This window comes from Acidovorax sp. KPB24-03 (genome assembly GCF_057546605.1).
This window is the reverse complement of record NZ_BAAJYR010000089.1, coordinates 1-13826: the sequence shown is the minus strand read 5'-3', so window position 1 is coordinate 13826 and position 13826 is coordinate 1. Positions and strand designations below refer to the sequence as shown.

Below are 13826 nucleotides of genomic sequence, written 5' to 3'. Positions count from 1 at the left end.
GACGCGCCGGCACCGCCGCCTTCGCGCGGCTCCCGGGTGGTGACCTGCAGCACGCCGCCCGCCGCGTTGCCCGTAGAGTTGGGCCAGCGGCCCGCGCAGCACCTCGACCTGCGAGGCCGACTGCAGTTGCGCCGTGGCCGCCTGGCCCTGGCCGTCCGGCATGGTGGCCGGAATGCCGTCCACCAGGATGCGCACCCCGCGCACGCCGAAGGTGGAGCGCGCACCGAAGCCGCGCACCGCGATCTGCAGGTCCTGCGCGTAGTTCTGCCGGTCCAGCGCCACCACGCCCGCCTGGGCCGCGAGCAACTCGGACAGGTTCACCAGCGGGCTGGGGGTGGAAAACGCATCGACCGCCACGCTGGTGTGGCTGGCCGCGGCATCGAAGCGGCGCTGCGCCTCGGCCTGGCCGGGCACCTGCACGGCCGGGAGCGTGGCCGTTGGCGGGTCCTGCGGAGGAACGTTTTGGGCCCGTGCGAACCCGGCAGATGCCAGCGCGCAGCACCACAAAGCGGCCTGGGGCACCGCGCGCCGCGCGCGGCGCATCAACGGACCAGCAGGGAGGGAGCCGCGGCCTTGTCGCCCACCACGGTGCTGGCCGGTGCGGGCTGGACCAGGCCGCACAGCAGCCGGCCGCCGGAATTGCCGGCAGGGTTGGTGGTGTAGTCGTCTTCCTTTTCGTGCACGACCAGTGAGCGGCCCACCACCGAGGTCTTGCCCGGCGTGAGCGAGACGTTGGCGTTCACGAAACGCACGCTGCCCCGGCCGTCGTCGCCCACGGTGATGTTGGGCAGTTCGCCCGCATGGGCTCGTGCGAGGGCTGGCCGGGATGGCCGTGCTTCTTGGCCATGCCGGGGTCGAAGTGGCCGCCGGCACCGCCGAACGCGATGGTCTGGCCGGTGGTGGCGTCCGGTCCCGGCGAACAGGCGCCATTGGCATGGATGTGAAAGCCGTGCTTGCCCGGCGACAGGCCCTGCACCTGGATGGCCACCTCCACGCCCGCGGCGGTTTCGGTCAGGACGGCATTGCCGGCCGGCGCGCCTTCGGGCGTGACCAGGCGTGCGGTGGCGGTGGCGCGTTCCAGGCCCGGCACGGGGGTCTTGGCGACGGCGGAGCGGGAGTTGTCCGAGGCGCTGCCGGCGCAGCCCGCCAGGAACAGGGCGGCCGCCACGGCGGCAGTGCTGGCAGCGAGGGTGCCGCGGCGTTGGAATGAAGCGCGGGATGGGCTGGAAGGAAGAGGGGCCATGGAATTCTCCTGGGAAGGGTGCGTCGGGATCGACGAAAAGAATGGTGAAGGAAGCGGCAGGGACGTGTGTCGTGTGATGCGTTGCGCGGTCCTGGCGCCAAGGGTGGATCAGTGGCCGCAACCGTGGTCGCGCGGTGCCCTGGCGGCGCCGCGGGCGAAGGCCCGAGGATGACCGCATGCATGCCCGCAAGGCGTAGGACAACGGCGGCGATGCGCCTGGCGCGGCGCGGCAACGTACGGTGCCTGGGCCATACTCGCCCCAAGCACATTTCCGGAAGGACAACGAATGGCATCGGATGGCGAAGATCGCCAGCGCCTGGTCTCGCGGGGCGGTGGCGACGTGGAAGACGCACACGTGCCCGGCGAGCGCCGCACGCGCGCGCTGGCCCGTCGGGGCATGTGGGGCATCCTGGCCTTCTGGCTCGCATTGATGGGCGTCCTGTACGTGGCCATGGACTACTACCTCAAGCCGCGCGGCGCCAGCGTGACGGCGGAGGGTGCCCTGGTGATCCCCCGGCACCGAGACGGGCACTTTCGCGTGGCCGGCACGGTGAACGGCCAGCCCGTCATGTTCATGGTGGACACCGGCGCCAGCCTGGTGGGCGTGACCGATGCAGTCGCGCGCAAGGCCAGCCTCACGGGCGGGGAAGCGACGCAGTTCCGTACCGCCAACGGCACGCGCCAGGGCCGCGTGGTGGTGGCCGATTCGGTCACCGTGCGCTCGCTGGCCGTGTCCGGCCTGCGCGTGGGCACGGGGTACACGGGCGACGACGACGAGGACGCGCTGCTGGGCCAGAATTTCCTGCAGCACTTCGACGTGGAGATCGGGCGCGACCGCATGGTGCTGCGGCCACGCCGCTGAGGGCAGGCCCGGGGGCTGGGCGCTGACCCGCTGCGGGTCAGCCCTTCTTTTGCACCGCCTGGATGATGCTGGAGAAATCCAGCGCCCCCTGGCCGGCCAGGCTGTGCGCCGCATACAGGCTGCGCGCCAGCCCTCCCAGCGGCGTGGCGGCCTTCACGGCCATGGCGTTCTCCTGCGCCAGGCCCAGGTCCTTGAGCATCAGGTCGGTGCCGAAGCCGCCCGCGTAGCCCTTGCTGGCGGGGGCGGTTTCCATGACGCCGGGGTAAGGGTTGTACTTTTCCAGGGCCCAGTTGCCCCCCGAACTGCGGCGCATGATCTCGGACAGCACCTTCGGGTCCAGCCCGTTGGCCACGCCCAGGGCGATGGCTTCGCTGGTACCCGCCATCAGGATGCCCAGCAGCATGTTGTTGCAGATCTTGGCCGTCTGCCCCGCGCCCACGGCGCCGGCATGGAACAGGTTGGCGCCCATCTTTTCCAAGATGGGGCGGGCGCGCTCCAGGTCGGCGGCATCGCCCCCCACCATGAAGGTCAGCGTGCCGGCCACGGCGCCGCCGGTGCCGCCCGAGACGGGCGCGTCGATGAACGCCAGGCCGCGCGCCTGGGCGGCCTCGGCCACCTTGCGCGAGGTGGCGGCGGCGATGGTGGAGCAGTCGATCACCAGCGTGCCGGCGGCCAGCAGCGGCAGCAGTCCGGGCTGCTGCCCCTTGCCCAGGTACAGCGATTCCACGTGCTGGCTGGCGGGCAGCATGCTGATGAGCACCTCGGCGCCCTGCACAGCCGCCGCCGCATCGGCCGCAATGGCCACGCCGCCTTCGGCCAGCTTGTCGCGCGCCGGCTGGGACAGGTCGAACGCGCGGACCTCATGCCCCGCCTTGTGCAGGTTCAGCGCCATGGGGCCGCCCATGTTGCCCAGGCCGATGAATGCGATCTTCATGGAAGTGTCTCCTTTGGTTTTGAATGAAACAGGCCTCTGGCGCAATAAATACTAGGGCGTGTTGCTATGAAATTAGTAGTGAATTCGGTCAGCGGATGGCGTCGGGCGCGTCGCCCTCCAGCATGCGGCGGGCGATGATGACCCGCATGATCTCGTTCGTGCCCTCCAGGATCTGGTGCACGCGCGCGTCGCGCATCAGGCGCTCCAGCGGGTACTCGCGGATGTAGCCGTAGCCGCCGTGCAGCTGCAGCGCCTCGTTGCACACGTTGAAGCCCGCATCGGTGGCGAAGCGCTTGGCCATGGCGCAATAGGTGCTGGCATCGCGCGCGCCCGCATCCAGCTTGTAGGCCGCCAGCCGCACCATCTGGCGCGCGGCCACCAGTTCGGTCGCCATGTCGGCCAGCTTGAACTGCAGCGCCTGGAAGCTCGCAATGGGCTTGCCGAACTGCTTGCGGTCGTGCATGTACTGCTGCGCCTGGGCCAGCGCGCCCTGCGCCGCGCCCACCGAGCAGGTGGCGATGTTGATGCGCCCGCCGTCCAGGCCCTTCATGGCGATCTTGAAGCCCTCGCCCTCGCGCCCCAGCAGGTGGTCGGCCGGAATGCGCACGTTGTCGAAGCTGATGGTGCGGGTGGGCTGGCTGTTCCAGCCCATCTTTTCTTCCTTCTTGCCGTACTGGATGCCCGGCGCATCGGCCGGCACCGCGAAGGCGCTGATGCCCGCCGCGCCCGATGCGGCGTCGCCGGTGCGGGCCATCAGCACCAGCACGTCGGTGCTGCCCGCGCCGCTGATGAACGCCTTGGCGCCGTTGATGACGTATTCGGCGCCTGCCAACTCCGCCCGGGTCTTGAGCGAGGCCGCGTCCGAGCCCGCGCCGGGCTCGGTCAGGCAGTACGAGGCGAGCTTCTCGCCGCTGGCCAGCAGGGGGCCCCAGCGGTCGCGCACGGCATCGGTCGCCCAGGTGCCGAGCATCCAGGTGGCCATGTTGTGGATGGTGATGAAGGCCGTGGTGGAGGGGTCCACCGCCGCCATTTCCTCGAACACCAGGGTGGCGTCGAGCCGGGGCAGGGCGAGGCCGCCCGCGTTCTCGGGGGCGTACAGGCCGCAAAAGCCCAGGGCGCCGGCCGCGGCGATCGCCTCGCGCGGGAAGATGCCCTCGGCGTCCCAGCGGGCTGCGTGCGGCGCCAGTTCGGCGCGCGCGAAGTCGCGGGCCGTCTCGGCGAAGGCGCGCTGTTCTTCGGTCAGTTCAAAGTCCATGGGTCGGTTCTCGCTGGCGGTCGTTCGTTGTTCTGCTTTGTCTCGTTGCGGGCGGGGCGGGGTGGACGGTGGCGGATGCGTTACGGCTTGGCGGAGGGATGGTCCAGCGTCAGCCAGCGCATCAAGCCCTGGCGGCGCGCCTCGGTCTCGGCGGTCAGGCAGGCGTGATACAGGCGCGGCCACTCGGGCAGGCCCTCGGTGGACTGGGTGCCCTGCTTGCACAGCATGGTGCGCTGGCGCTGCCAGGCGGTCTGCTCCTGCCGCAGCTGCGGCCGCTCGTGGGCCGACAGCGCGCGCATCACGTCGCTGTAGAGAATCGCAATGGCCGTGTCCGCCTGCTGGTAGGTTTGCACCGCGCAGGCATTGGTCTCGGCCACCGTGCCCTCGGGTCGGCAGGGTGCGCCCGCCTGGGCGTGGGCCCCCGCGCTGAACAGCAGGGCGCAGGCCGCGCCGCCGCCCCAGGCGAGCGCCGCCCACCGTTTCGTCGTGATTTTGAGAATGTGCATCCTTGGCGTTGTAGCACCGCGCGGCCCCGGCCGGCCGCTCCCGCGCCAGCGGGCTACTTCAGGCTGATGGTGGTGTTCACGCCGTGCGAGATGGTGCTGTCGTCGAACCAGCGCGCCGTGACCGTCTTGGTCTGCGTGTAGAACAGCACGACCTGCTTGCCATACGGCCCCAGGTCGCCCAGCTTGGAAGCGCGCGAGCCCGAGAACGAGAACAGCGGCACGGGCACGGGAATCGGCACGTTGATGCCCACCTGGCCCACGTCGATCTCTTCCTGGAACTTGCGGGCTGCCGCGCCCGACTGCGTGAAGATGGCCGTGCCGTTGCCGTTCGGGTTGTCGTTGATGAAGGCGATCGCTTCATCGATGTCGGCCGCCGCGCCCAGGCACAGCACCGGGCCGAAGACCTCCTGGTCGTAGATGGACATGCCGGGCTTCACGCCGCTGAACACCGTGGGGCCGACGAAGTTGCCTTTTTCGTAGCCCGCCACCTGCGGCTTGCGGCCGTCCAGTTCCAGCTTGGCGCCGTCGGCGATGCCGCGCTCGATCAGGTGTTCCACCCGGTCCTTCGCTGCGCACGAGACCAATGGGCCCACGTCGGTGCCCTTGTCGGTGCCGCCGCTCACCTTGAGCGTCTTGGCCTTGGCGACGAGGTCGGGAATCCACTGCTGGGCCTCGCCCACCAGCACCACCACCGACAGCGCCATGCAGCGCTGGCCCGCGGCGCCGAAGGCGGCACCGGCCAGGGCGTTGAGCGTCTGCTCCTTGTTGGCGTCTGGCATGACGATGGCGTGGTTCTTCGCGCCCATCATGCATTGCACGCGCTTGCCGTTCAGGCTGGCGCGGTTGTACACGTGCGTGCCCACCTTGGTGCTGCCCACGAAGCTGATCGCCTTGATGTCCGGGTGGTCGCAGATGGCGTTCACCGCGTCCTCACCGCCGTGCACCACGTTCAGCACGCCCGGGGGCACGCCGGCCTCCAGCGCCAGCTCGCACAGGCGCATGGTCACCATCGGGTCCTGCTCGGAGGGCTTGAGCACGAAGGTGTTGCCCGTGGCGATGGCCATGGGGAACATCCACAGCGGGATCATGGCCGGGAAGTTGAACGGGGTGATGCCCGCGCACACGCCCAGCGGCTGCATCAGCGTATAGGTGTCCACGCCGCCGGCCACGTTGTTGGCCAACTCGCCCAACTGCAGGTTGCCGATGGCGCTGGCGTGTTCCACCACCTCCAGGCCGCGGAACACGTCGCCCTCGGCATCGGGCAGCGTCTTGCCTTGCTCGGCCGTCAGGATCGCGGCCAGTTCGGCCATGTTCTCGCGGATCAGCTGCTGGTACTTGAGGAAGATGCGCGCCCGGGCGCCGATGGCCGTTTTCTTCCAGGTCTTGAAGGCTTCCTTGCCCGAGGCGACGGCGGCGTTGATCTCCTCTGGCGTGGCAAAGGGCACGCGCGCCAGCACTTCCTGCGTGGCGGGGTTCACTACGTTGCGCCACTGGGTGGTTTGGGACTCGACGAACTGGCCGCCGATCAGCAGCTTGACGGTGGGGGCCAGGGCGGCCTGTGGGGCCTGTTGAGCGGTGATGGATGCGTCCATGGTGTCTTGTCTCCTGTATCTGTCTGTCATGTGGGGCCGGGACAACGGCATTTGCCCGGCCGGGGCTGGCGGCCCGGCAGCGCCCGGGCCGCAACCGCGGGCAAATCCCGGTGGCCTGCGCATCCTAGCTGTGCGAAATTGCCAGCACAAGGCGCATGCATGCACCTTGGGTTTGCAAATTTGCACAGGCGACGGCTGGCCGGCCAGCACGCGCCCCACGAAGAACACATGGATGAGAGGGCCTCACACGAATGGAATGGGACAACCTGCGCTACTTCCTGGAGCTGGCGCGCTCCGGCACCCTGGCCGGCGCGGCACGCCGCACGGGCGTGGAGCACACCACAGTGGCCCGCCGCATCCAGTCGCTGGAAAAGCAGATGGGCGCACCGCTGTTCGCACGCGAGGCCGGCGGGCACCGCCTGACGGAGGCGGGCCGGCAACTGCTGCCCGCCGTCGAGGCCATGGAAACCGCGGTGCTCGGCCTGGAGCGCGCGGCCCCGGCCAATGCCGCGGCGGGCCTGTCCGGGGTGGTGCGTGTGGGCGCGACGGAAGGCTTCGGCACGCTCATCCTCGCGCCGCACCTGTCACGGCTCACGCAGAAGAACCCCGGCCTCACCATCGACCTGCTGGCCTTGCCGCGCATGCTGCACCTGTCCCGGCGCGAGGCGGACATCGTCATCTCGCTGGAGCGCCCCGCGCGGGGATCGGTCATCGTCGCCAAGCTGGCGGACTACACGTTGCACCTGTACGGCCAGCGCGAGTACCTGGCCCGTCGCCCGCTGGTCTCGACCCGGGACGATCTGCGCCACCATGCCTTCGTGAGCTATGTGGACGATTTGCTCTTCACCAAGGAACTGCAGTTTCTGGACGCATTGCACCGGCCGGCGCGGTTCGCGTTTCGCAGCACCAGCATCACGGCCCAATACGAAGCGGTGCGCGCTGGCGCGGGATTGGCCGTGCTACCGGCCTTTCTGGCCGACCGCGATCCGGTGCTGGCCCGGGTGCTGCCCGAAGAGGCCCGGTTCACGCGGACCTTCTGGATGAGCATGCCGGCGGAGGCCAAGCACCAGGCGCGCATCCAGGCGGTCTGGACCTGGCTGAAGGAGGTGTCCTCCGACCAGACGCTGAAAATCGTTCACGCGCCGGATGCGTCGGAATAATACGAAAGTAACTGAATGTATGATCTCGCCGCCTCGGAGCCACGGGAGTGGTTTGATTTTTCGCATGCCCGAGGACATGCCATGCGAATATCCCTGATGAGAAACCCATGAAGAAGATTGCTCTGATTGTTTTGATGTCCGCGCTGTTCACTGGATGCGCTTCCGTGAAGATGGAAAGCAAGGAGGCTTCGGCAAAGGCCAAGGAATTTGCGCAGCCCAGCGAAGGCCATTCGGGGCTTTATGTCTATCGCGACAGTTTCGTGGGCAAGGCGATCAAACGAAATATCTGGGTGGACGGAAAATGCCTGGGGGAATCGGGCCCTGACGTGTTCTTTCACACGGAAGTCACGGGTGGACAGGAACACGTGATTGCCACGGATTCCGAGTTCTCGCCCAACGAGCTGAAAGTGATGTTCGAGAAAGGCAAAAACTACTTCGTCCGGCAGTACATGAAGATCGGTGCATTCATCGGCGGCTCTGACGTCGAACTGATCCCTGAGGCAGAAGGCAAGGCCGCCGTGGCGAAGCTCGAAATGGCGACGGCAGGCACCTGCAGCAAATAACGCCAGCGGATCGCCGCTTCGGTAGCGGTCGGTCCGGTCTTTCATGGCCATGCTGATTTCGAATTCCAGGGCGTCTGCTGCACCCAGTGGCGCGCCCGCGGTCGGCGCAGCCGTTTTGATCCAACGGGATGACTGCGCAGATTCTGTCCGGTCTGTCTTGGATACGGACGGCGCGACGATTCCACTGCATTCGCTTGAAAATAGCCGGCCCTCGCGATAATCGGTCAGCCTGTTTCAATAACCGCTGTTTCAAAAAATCCAGATTTGAATCGGAACAATCAATCCGAGCCGGCGAACGATCCGCGCTCTTGATACACCGCTCCATGGTGGGTCCCGTCGCAGAGCCGCCGCCCGGTTTATCGTGCGCCAAACAGGGTAGGTGGCCGACTCGACCCGCCAACCTTTGGATGCAGCGCTGCACCCATTTGGGGCGTGGCTGGTTTATCCTCCCGCCCTTCCATCGGTCAGGGAGGGAATACCCTGAGCCGGGCCAGTCCGGCGTACCGCGCCGTGCGTCTTGGGAGAGAAGCCCGGAAGCGCGATCCATCCAGACACGGCAGTCGCCGCCCTGAATGCCCTTCGCGCCGAGGAAACAACATCAATCAGGAGGTTTTTCCATGGCAACCCAGGTTTCGCCCGACATTCCGGGCCGGCACGACAGCGACCATCTGCAGCGCAGTTTGTCCAACCGGCACATCCAGCTCATTGCCATCGGCGGGGCCATCGGCACCGGCCTCTTCATGGGCTCTGGCAAGACGATCAGCCTCGCGGGGCCGTCGATCGTGTTCGTCTACATGATGATCGGCTTCATTCTGTTTTTCGTGATGCGGGCCATGGGCGAGCTGCTGCTGTCCAACCTGCAGTACAAGTCCTTCATCGATTTCGCGGCCGATCTGCTCGGCCCCTGGGCCGGGTTCTTCACCGGCTGGTCTTACTGGTTCTGCTGGATCATCACGGGCATCGCCGACGTGATCGCCATCTCGGCCTACTCGCAGTTCTGGTTTCCCCACCTGCCGCAGTGGGCGCCGGCGCTGGCCTGCGTGGGGCTGCTGCTGTCGCTCAATCTGCTCACGGTGAAGCTCTTCGGCGAGATCGAGTTCTGGTTCGCCATGATCAAGATCGTGGCCATCATGGCGCTGGTGGCGACCGGGTTCTACATGGTCTACGCCCATTTCGTCTCGCCCTCCGGTCGCACGGCGAGCCTGGCCAACCTGTGGAACGACGGCGGCATGTTCCCGCACGGTTGGATGGGGTTCTTCGCCGGCTTCCAGATCGCGGTGTTTGCCTTCGCGGGCATCGAGCTGGTGGGTACGACCGCCGCGGAGGCCAAGGACCCGGAGCGCACGCTGCCGCGCGCGATCAACTCCATTCCGCTGCGCATCATCGTGTTCTATGTGTTCTCGCTGGTGGCCATCATGGCGGTCACCCCGTGGCGCGAGGTGGTGCCCGGCAAGAGCCCGTTCGTCGAGCTGTTCGTGCTGGCCGGGCTGCCCGCGGCGGCCAGCGTGATCAATTTCGTGGTGCTGACCTCGGCGGCCTCGTCGGCCAACAGCGGGGTGTTTTCCACCAGCCGCATGCTGTTCGGTCTGGCCGAGAAAGGTGTGGCGCCCGGCCGCTTCGCGAAGCTGTCGCGCCGGGGCGTGCCTTCGAGCGGACTGCTGTTCTCCTGCTCCTGCCTACTGGCCGGCGCTTTTCTCATGTGGGTGATTCCGGACCTGGTGGAGGCCTTCACGCTGGTGACCACCGTCTCGGCCATCCTCTACATGTTCGTCTGGTCGATGATCCTGCTGTCCTATATGGCCTACCGCCGCCAGCGGCCGAAGCTGCATGCCGCCTCGCTGTACAAGATGCCGGGCGGCGCCTGGATGTGCGGCGTGTGCCTGGCGTTCTTCGCCGGCATCGTGGTGCTGTTGTCGTTCGAGGCTGATACGCGCCAGGCCCTGCTGGCTACGCCCGCCTGGTTCGTGCTGCTGGCGCTGGCATATCAGGTCGTCCGGCGCCGGCTGCCGGTACCGGGCCATGCCCCGAAGGGGGCGCTGGGTGCCCGCGTGGTATCCGAGCGGGTCTGATTTCCCGATCGCTGGCCGCCATTGCGCATGGCGCCGGAGGGCCATCAATGAGGCGGCTCGGGTGAGCCATGACAGTTAATGGCCTGGAGATCGGGGCTTTTTCGCCCCATTGGAATTTTCGCCAGGGCCTACCCTGCATGGGCCGGGCGAAGGGCGTTTTCTTGTGTGGACTGCTTCGCCACCGACAGGAGTACTTTGGCGATGACACCCCTTATTTCCGGCCTTGCATCGGTCGCATCCTTGCTGTTCAACGCGTCGTCCTCCGGGGCGGCGAAACCTTCGGCTTCCACGCGGGACAGCGGCGCTTCGCCCGCCGAGCCCTCCACGCAGATCACCTTGAGCAAAGAAGCCGAGGCGCTGTCCGGCGTGGCGGGCCAGAGCGCGGCCGCATCCGCCCGGGGCGTGGCGGCGCGGTCTTCCCTCGCGTCGTCGCAGGGCGGGTCGGTCTCCGCGGAGAGTTTTGGAGAGCTGCTCACCCAGTTCGGTGCGACCCAGGCGCAGAAAGAGCAGCTGACTGCCGGGTTCGATGCCAACCACGACGGCAAGATCTCCCAGGAAGAATTCATGAAGGGCCTGGGAGACACCTCTGGCGCCAAGACCGCCAACAGCGAACTGTCGCAGGCCATCCTGCAGTTGATGGATCAGGGGGGCAATGCCAATGGGGTGGTGGACGGCAAGGAGTTCGCCCGATTCTCGATGGCATTCGTCGCGGCGGAGAAGCGGCCTGCGTGATCGGTGGTGAGAGCCACGGGGGCCGTCGGTAAAGGGCCGCATTTGCGAACATTTGCCGGCTCAGGACTGAATCGCAGCACCTGCAATACTCAGCATCCTTGCTGGCTTCCGCATTAGGACTTCGCTCGTGGGTGATCTGATTGGTTTTTTGCTTTGGTCGGTCTTCGAACTCCTCTTCGTGTTCACAGGCCGGCTGGTGATCGGCTTTGCCAGTGGGGGCCGTTGGCGCGGAGAGCGAATGCAAGCCAAAGAAAGCCGCATTCATGGCCCGTCGGGCGCTCTGTCGTTCAAACGAGACGGGGAACGCGTCTTTACGACTGCCGGATTGGGAATCGTCGGTCTCTCTTTTTATGGGTTGTTGGCTTTGGCCCTGTTCTGGGGTGTTTCTTAAGCCGAACAGACGAAAAAAAAGCGGCCTTGGTAGGCCGCCTTTTTGAAAAATCGACACCGCGATAGCACGGCGTCGATCGGGCTTATATCCGGCCCATCAGCAGCAGGACCAGCAGGATCACCACCACCAATCCGATACCGCCGCTGGGACCGTACCCCCACGAGCGGCTGTGGCCCCAGGTAGGCAGGGCACCGATCAAGATCAAGATCAGCACGATGAGCAGGATGAGAGAAATAGACATGGTTTCCTTTGGAGTAGGTGAGTATCGGTAGACCAAGTGTCGAATGCTGAAACAATTGTTTCGGCAGGACTGGGGGCCCTGCACTCGTAGGAGGGGTCCGATGCAAAGTTGTGCTGCCGCCTTCGCTTCGAGGGTGATGCCTTCGCTACTTTTGGGGGAAGGGCGGCGGGCTTGCGCACACTTCGATCACCATCGATCCACGCCCAGGCTTGCCATGACTACTTCTGTGAATAACCTTTCCTCCAATAAGCTGGGAGGGCTTCCCGGCCTGAAGGATTCAGGTTCCGTCAAGGAGCCGACCCTTCAGAGGTCGGAATCGCGCAAAAGCCTGGGTGGCCCCGACGGCCTGCAGGCCAATAGCCAATCGAAAGGGGAGCTTGGAGGCAGCTTGGCACCGCGCTCCAACATCAATTTGCTGCGAAAGAACTCGCTGATTCAGAGCCAGAAGCGAGAACTGAGTGCCGAAGCGGTACGCGACAGCCTGATCAAATCGCGCGATGGTAAAAATTCCGATGACGGTAAAGCCTCCCTGCTGAATGACATTCACAGCAGCCCGCTTTTCCAGAAAATGCAGAAGACCAATAGCGGTAATGAAGACGCGATCATCACGATGACGCCTCCTTCCAAGGAGCAGGTACCTGCCGAAGCGACCGAGGTGCCTGTCAGCGGCCCGCCCACGCCACCCCCGCCACCACCGTTGCCGGTGAAGCCGAGCCACAGCAGCCCGGAAGAAATCAAGTTGGGTATGGACGCGCCCTCTCCTTCGGACACCGATTCCGACAGTGAGACTGAGCTGGACCTGGATGTCCACATCAGCACCGCGCCGAAAAAATCATGACACCCATGAAGAAATCGATGTGCACATGGAAGGGCCGCCTCCTTCGGACAGCGGCTCCGACGATGAGCGCGACATCGATGTCGATGTGCACATCAATGCTGGTCCAGGAAACCAAGGTTTTCATGAAGAAATCCAGGTTGACGAAAAGACGCAGCGGCTGATACGGATGCAAGAACAGCAGGAGGCCAACGCGAACGCGCTGACTGAGTTGAATGTCAGGATTCAGGAACAAGCGGCTATTCGCGACGTGATTGCCAAAATGGCTGAGGCTAATCGCAAGACCGTCGAAGCTGCGGCCAAAGCGATGGTCGACGCAGCACCCAAATAAGCCATCAAAAGTTCTCAGGCGCTGGCTGCCACCTCTGGCTCTGCCACGTTCAAGGTTGCCCACTCGCGTCGCAGCGAGCGAGTGGCGTCCACCATGTTGCGCAGCGCGGCTTCGGTTTCGGGCCAGCCGCGGGTTTTCAGGCCGCAGTCGGGGTTGACCCAGAGGTTTTCCACCGGAACGACCTGCGCGGCCTTCTCCAGCAGGCGCCGCATTTCCTGCACGCCGGGCACGCGGGGCGAGTGGATGTCGTACACGCCAGGACCGATCTCGTTGGGGTACTGAAACTCCCCGAACCCCCGCAGCAGCTCCATGTCGGAGCGGCTGGTCTCGATGGTGATCACGTCGGCATCCATGGCCGCGATCTCGGGCAGGATGTCGTTGAACTCGCTGTAGCACATGTGGGTGTGGATCTGCGTGGTCGAACGCACGCCCGATGCGCTGATGCGAAACGCCCGGGTCGCCCATTGCAGGTAGGTCTTCCAGTCCGCGCGGCGCAGCGGCAGGCCTTCGCGGATGGCGGGCTCGTCGATCTGGATGATGCCGATGCCGGCGCCTTCCAGGTCGGTCACCTCGTCGCGGATCGCCCAGGCGATCTGCTCGGCCGTGCGGCTGCGCGGCTGGTCGTCGCGCACGAAAGACCACTGCAGGATGGTGATGGGCCCGGTCAGCATGCCCTTCATGGGGCGCGGGGTGAGGCTTTGCGCGAAGGCGGTCCAGTCCACCGTCATTGGCCGAGACCGGGCGACGTCGCCGAAGAGGATGGGGGGCTTCACGCAGCGCGATCCGTAGCTTTGCACCCAGCCGTTGGCGGTGAAGGCGAATCCGTCAAGCTGTTCGCCAAAATATTCGACCATGTCGTTGCGCTCGGCCTCGCCATGCACCAGCACGTCCAGGCCCAGGGCCTCCTGCGTGCGCACGGCCCGTTCTATCTCGGCCTGCATGGCGGCGCGGTAGGTGTCCGGGGCCAGTTGGCCGCGCTTGACGGCGGCGCGGGCGGCGCGGATCTCGGCGGTCTGCGGGAACGAGCCGATGGTCGTGGTGGGCAGCAGCGGCAGTTGCAGCCGCTGGCGCTGCGCGGTCTGCCGGACAGGGAAGGGGGCGGTGCGCTGGTC

Annotated in this window: 15 protein-coding genes and 2 pseudogenes; 8 read left to right on the top strand and 9 right to left on the bottom strand. The window is 66.1% G+C overall.

The features are described from left to right. Both AC27KI_RS12095 and AC27KI_RS12090 read right to left on the bottom strand, forming a co-directional pair. Positions 1 to 543 (bottom strand): annotated as a pseudogene (locus AC27KI_RS12095) (TonB-dependent receptor plug domain-containing protein); the annotation flags it as partial. Next, positions 543 to 1243 (bottom strand): annotated as a pseudogene (locus tag AC27KI_RS12090) (superoxide dismutase family protein). The pseudogenes AC27KI_RS12095 and AC27KI_RS12090, both read right to left, overlap by 1 nt. A 286-nt stretch (positions 1244 to 1529) precedes the next feature. On the opposite strand from AC27KI_RS12090, the gene AC27KI_RS12085 reads away from it, so the two are divergent. Further along, positions 1530 to 2105 (top strand): retropepsin-like aspartic protease family protein, encoded by a 576-nt coding sequence (locus AC27KI_RS12085; RefSeq protein WP_487113995.1) that lies wholly within the window; start codon positions 1530 to 1532, stop codon positions 2103 to 2105. 37 nt (positions 2106 to 2142) lie between these two features. On the opposite strand, the gene mmsB is transcribed toward AC27KI_RS12085, so the two are convergent. The 4 genes from mmsB to AC27KI_RS12065 all read right to left on the bottom strand — a co-directional run bounded on the left by mmsB (position 2143) and on the right by AC27KI_RS12065 (position 6392). Next, positions 2143 to 3039, bottom strand: a complete 897-nt coding sequence (mmsB, locus tag AC27KI_RS12080; protein ID WP_487113993.1) for a 3-hydroxyisobutyrate dehydrogenase — start codon at positions 3037 to 3039, stop codon at positions 2143 to 2145. A gap of 88 nt (positions 3040 to 3127) precedes the next feature. Beyond that, the gene (locus AC27KI_RS12075) at positions 3128 to 4294 is read right to left on the bottom strand and encodes an acyl-CoA dehydrogenase family protein (protein WP_487113991.1); all 1167 of its coding nucleotides are present in this window, start codon (positions 4292 to 4294) and stop codon (positions 3128 to 3130) included. Positions 4295 to 4374: 80 nt separating this feature from the next. Then, the gene (locus tag AC27KI_RS12070; protein ID WP_284425624.1) at positions 4375 to 4800 is read right to left on the bottom strand and encodes a lysozyme inhibitor LprI family protein; all 426 of its coding nucleotides are present in this window, start codon (positions 4798 to 4800) and stop codon (positions 4375 to 4377) included. A gap of 53 nt (positions 4801 to 4853) precedes the next feature. Further along, positions 4854 to 6392: a CoA-acylating methylmalonate-semialdehyde dehydrogenase gene (locus AC27KI_RS12065; protein ID WP_487113989.1), complete on the bottom strand. Its 1539-nt coding sequence runs from the start codon at positions 6390 to 6392 to the stop codon at positions 4854 to 4856. A 251-nt stretch (positions 6393 to 6643) separates the two neighbouring features. Here AC27KI_RS12065 and AC27KI_RS12060 point away from each other — a divergent pair, with 251 nt between their 5' ends. The 3 genes from AC27KI_RS12060 (at position 6644) to cycA (ending at position 10184) form a co-directional block, all read left to right on the top strand. Next, the gene (locus tag AC27KI_RS12060) at positions 6644 to 7552 is read left to right on the top strand and encodes a LysR family transcriptional regulator (RefSeq protein ID WP_487113987.1); all 909 of its coding nucleotides are present in this window, start codon (positions 6644 to 6646) and stop codon (positions 7550 to 7552) included. A gap of 107 nt (positions 7553 to 7659) precedes the next feature. Beyond that, positions 7660 to 8115: a DUF2846 domain-containing protein gene (locus AC27KI_RS12055; RefSeq protein ID WP_284404394.1), complete on the top strand. Its 456-nt coding sequence runs from the start codon at positions 7660 to 7662 to the stop codon at positions 8113 to 8115. 617 nt (positions 8116 to 8732) lie between these two features. After that, positions 8733 to 10184, top strand: a complete 1452-nt coding sequence (cycA, locus tag AC27KI_RS12050; protein ID WP_317354406.1) for a D-serine/D-alanine/glycine transporter — start codon at positions 8733 to 8735, stop codon at positions 10182 to 10184. Positions 10185 to 10312: 128 nt separating this feature from the next. Here the strand turns inward: cycA and AC27KI_RS12045 are convergent, their stop codons facing one another. Beyond that, entirely contained in the window at positions 10313 to 10528 is a 216-nt protein-coding gene (locus tag AC27KI_RS12045) for a hypothetical protein (protein WP_317354409.1), read from the bottom strand. Here AC27KI_RS12045 and AC27KI_RS12040 point away from each other — a divergent pair. Beyond that, the gene (locus AC27KI_RS12040) at positions 10521 to 10916 is read left to right on the top strand and encodes an EF-hand domain-containing protein (protein ID WP_317354411.1); all 396 of its coding nucleotides are present in this window, start codon (positions 10521 to 10523) and stop codon (positions 10914 to 10916) included. The two genes, AC27KI_RS12045 and AC27KI_RS12040, sit on opposite strands and share 8 nt — an antisense overlap. Positions 10917 to 11043: 127 nt before the next feature. After that, on the top strand, positions 11044 to 11307 hold the full coding sequence (locus AC27KI_RS12035; protein WP_487113984.1) for a hypothetical protein: 264 nt from the start codon (positions 11044 to 11046) through the stop codon (positions 11305 to 11307). An 82-nt stretch (positions 11308 to 11389) separates the two neighbouring features. On the opposite strand, the gene AC27KI_RS12030 is transcribed toward AC27KI_RS12035, so the two are convergent. Then, entirely contained in the window at positions 11390 to 11548 is a 159-nt protein-coding gene (locus tag AC27KI_RS12030; protein WP_284404388.1) for a DUF3309 family protein, read from the bottom strand. 214 nt (positions 11549 to 11762) lie between these two features. On the opposite strand from AC27KI_RS12030, the gene AC27KI_RS12025 reads away from it, so the two are divergent. Both AC27KI_RS12025 and AC27KI_RS12020 read left to right on the top strand, forming a co-directional pair. After that, positions 11763 to 12386 (top strand): hypothetical protein, encoded by a 624-nt coding sequence (locus AC27KI_RS12025; protein ID WP_487113982.1) that lies wholly within the window; start codon positions 11763 to 11765, stop codon positions 12384 to 12386. Beyond that, positions 12352 to 12714, top strand: a complete 363-nt coding sequence (locus AC27KI_RS12020) for a hypothetical protein (RefSeq protein WP_487088298.1) — start codon at positions 12352 to 12354, stop codon at positions 12712 to 12714. The genes AC27KI_RS12025 and AC27KI_RS12020 overlap by 35 nt, the downstream gene beginning before the upstream one ends. A gap of 14 nt (positions 12715 to 12728) precedes the next feature. Here AC27KI_RS12020 and metE read toward each other — a convergent pair. Beyond that, positions 12729 to 13826: 5-methyltetrahydropteroyltriglutamate--homocysteine S-methyltransferase (metE, locus tag AC27KI_RS12015; protein WP_487113980.1), on the bottom strand; the 1098-nt coding region annotated here is incomplete at its 5' end.

Coding starts and splice junctions, on each gene's coding strand:
- AC27KI_RS12075 (WP_487113991.1), bottom strand. CDS start 4,294: ATGGACTTTGAACTGACCGAAGAACAGCGCGCCTTCGCCGAGACGGCC.
- AC27KI_RS12085 (WP_487113995.1), top strand. CDS start 1,530: ATGGCATCGGATGGCGAAGATCGCCAGCGCCTGGTCTCGCGGGGCGGT.
- AC27KI_RS12030 (WP_284404388.1), bottom strand. CDS start 11,548: ATGTCTATTTCTCTCATCCTGCTCATCGTGCTGATCTTGATCTTGATC.
- AC27KI_RS12070 (WP_284425624.1), bottom strand. CDS start 4,800: ATGCACATTCTCAAAATCACGACGAAACGGTGGGCGGCGCTCGCCTGG.
- AC27KI_RS12020 (WP_487088298.1), top strand. CDS start 12,352: ATGTCCACATCAGCACCGCGCCGAAAAAATCATGACACCCATGAAGAA.
- AC27KI_RS12055 (WP_284404394.1), top strand. CDS start 7,660: ATGAAGAAGATTGCTCTGATTGTTTTGATGTCCGCGCTGTTCACTGGA.
- AC27KI_RS12065 (WP_487113989.1), bottom strand. CDS start 6,392: ATGGACGCATCCATCACCGCTCAACAGGCCCCACAGGCCGCCCTGGCC.
- AC27KI_RS12060 (WP_487113987.1), top strand. CDS start 6,644: ATGGAATGGGACAACCTGCGCTACTTCCTGGAGCTGGCGCGCTCCGGC.
- AC27KI_RS12025 (WP_487113982.1), top strand. CDS start 11,763: ATGACTACTTCTGTGAATAACCTTTCCTCCAATAAGCTGGGAGGGCTT.
- mmsB (WP_487113993.1), bottom strand. CDS start 3,039: ATGAAGATCGCATTCATCGGCCTGGGCAACATGGGCGGCCCCATGGCG.
- cycA (WP_317354406.1), top strand. CDS start 8,733: ATGGCAACCCAGGTTTCGCCCGACATTCCGGGCCGGCACGACAGCGAC.